This window comes from Rhizobium sp. RSm-3 (assembly GCF_001854685.1).
In the GTDB taxonomy this organism is placed as follows: domain Bacteria; phylum Pseudomonadota; class Alphaproteobacteria; order Rhizobiales; family Rhizobiaceae; genus Rhizobium; species Rhizobium ecuadorense.
Window position 1 is genome coordinate 1 of the sequence record NZ_MAWZ01000043.1, and the last position, 2,500, is coordinate 2,500.

A 2,500-nucleotide genomic window follows, 5' to 3' on the forward strand; every position below is an offset into this window, starting at 1 on the left:
ATTTGGTTGCGGGGGCAGGATTTGAACCTGCGGCCTTCAGGTTATGAGCCTGACGAGCTACCGGGCTGCTCCACCCCGCGCCATGGCAAGTCGTTTGGACTTGCAGGAGTATTATAACACGAAAGGCCGCTTTGTGAGCGGCCTTTTGCGACGGCATAGGCCGTTAGTCAGTTTCATTGTGAGAAGATTTGAAGTTGCGTTTTGCAGACCTGGCAGCGACCTACTCTCCCGCGTCTTAAGACGAAGTACCATGGGCGCAGGGGCGTTTCACGGCCGTGTTCGGAAAGGGAACGGGTGCAGCCACCCCGCCATAACCACCAGGTCGGCAAAGCGCAACTTTATGTTTGAGAAGCTGGTGATGTTTTCACATCGTTTTATTTGAACACGTCTTCAAGCATCATCGAATTTTGTTCGATGAGCACAGTCAATGAGAACGATCAAGCCGATCGAGCTATTAGTACCGGTAAGCTTCATGCGTTGCCGCACTTCCACACCCGGCCTATCAACGTGGTCGTCTTCCACGGCTCTGATAGGGAATACTCGTTTTCAGGTGGGTTTCCCGCTTAGATGCCTTCAGCGGTTATCCCGTCCATATATAGCTACCCTGCTATGCCCTTGGCAGGACAACAGGTCCACCAGAGATATGTCCATCCCGGTCCTCTCGTACTAGGGACAGATCCTGTCAATATTCCTACACCCACGGCAGATAGGGACCGAACTGTCTCACGACGTTCTGAACCCAGCTCACGTACCGCTTTAATTGGCGAACAGCCAAACCCTTGGGACCTGCTCCAGCCCCAGGATGCGATGAGCCGACATCGAGGTGCCAAACAACCCCGTCGATATGGACTCTTGGGGGTCATCAGCCTGTTATCCCCGGCGTACCTTTTATCCGTTGAGCGATGGCCCTTCCACGCGGGACCACCGGATCACTATGACCGACTTTCGTCTCTGCTCGACTTGTCAGTCTCGCAGTCAGGCGGGCTTATGCCATTGCACTCGACGACCGATTTCCGACCGGTCTGAGCCCACCATCGCGCGCCTCCGTTACTCTTTCGGAGGCGACCGCCCCAGTCAAACTACCCACCATACACTGTCCCGGACCCGGATGACGGGCCGCGGTTAGACATCCATGACGATAAGGGTGGTATTTCAAGGATGGCTCCACGGAAACTGGCGTCCCCGCTTCAAAGCCTACCACCTATCCTACACATGCCGACACGAATGCCAGTGTAAAGCTATAGTAAAGGTGCACGGGGTCTTTCCGTCTGACCGCAGGAACCCCGCATCTTCACGGGGAATTCAATTTCACTGAGTCTATGTTGGAGACAGCGGGGAAGTCGTTACGCCATTCGTGCAGGTCGGAACTTACCCGACAAGGAATTTCGCTACCTTAGGACCGTTATAGTTACGGCCGCCGTTTACTGGGGCTTCGATTCAAAGCTTGCACCTCTCCTCTTAACCTTCCAGCACCGGGCAGGCGTCAGACCCTATACGTCGTCTTGCGACTTCGCAGAGCCCTGTGTTTTTGATAAACAGTCGCTACCCCCTGGTCTGTGCCACCCCATCATACTTGCGTAAAATGGGGTCACGCTTCTTCCGAAGTTACGCGTGCAATTTGCCGAGTTCCTTCAACATAGTTCTCTCAAGCGCCTTGGTATACTCTACCTGACCACCTGTGTCGGTTTCGGGTACGGTCTATACGGTGGAGCTATTTCCTGGAACCGCTCCGCTGCCCTGATAATCCAATAAACCAGAACAACTTGTGCAATCCGTCACTACCACCAGGCCCACGAATATTAACGTGGTTCCCATCGACTACGCATTTCTGCCTCGCCTTAGGGGCCGGCTAACCCTGCTCAGATTAACTTTAAGCAGGAACCCTTGGTCTTTCGGCGAGAGGGTCTCTCACCCTCTTTATCGTTACTCATGTCAACATTCGCACTTCCGATACCTCCAGGAGCCCTCACGGGTCTCCCTTCATCAGCTTACGGAACGCTCCGCTACCACGTGTATTGCTACACATCCTCAGCTTCGGTGCATGGCTTCAGCCCCGTTACATTTTCGGCGCAAAGACCCTTATTTAGACCAGTGAGCTGTTACGCTTTCTTTAAATGATGGCTGCTTCTAAGCCAACATCCTGGTTGTTTTGGGATCCTCACATCCTTTCCCACTTAGCCATGACTTGGGGACCTTAGCTGGAGGTTAGGGTTGTTGCCCTTTTCACGACGGACGTTAGCACCCGCCGTGTGTCTGCCGAGTAGTACTCCCCGGTATTCGGAGTTTGGTTAGGATCAGTAAGACGGTGAGTCCCCATAGCCCATCCAGTGCTCTACCCCCGGGGGTATTCGCTCGACGCTCTACCTAAATAGATTTCGCGGAGAACCAGCTATTTCCGAGTTTGATTGGCCTTTCACCCCTAGCCACAAGTCATCCCAATCTATTGCAACAGATGCGGGTTCGGTCCTCCAGTTGGTGTTACCCAACCTTCAACCTGCTC

General features: G+C 53.7%; 1 tRNA gene and 2 rRNA genes (1 of these 3 cut by a window edge). All 3 read right to left on the reverse strand.

Annotated features, from left to right (window positions below):
• Positions 1-3 precede the first annotated feature (3 nt).
• Positions 4-80: transfer RNA gene (locus tag BBJ66_RS25260), tRNA-Met, on the reverse strand.
• Positions 81-207: 127 nt separating this feature from the next.
• A 5S ribosomal RNA gene (gene rrf, locus BBJ66_RS25265) occupies positions 208-322 on the reverse strand.
• A 111-nt stretch (positions 323-433) separates the two neighbouring features.
• A 23S ribosomal RNA gene (locus BBJ66_RS25270) occupies positions 434-2,500 on the reverse strand; it runs 813 nt beyond the window's last position.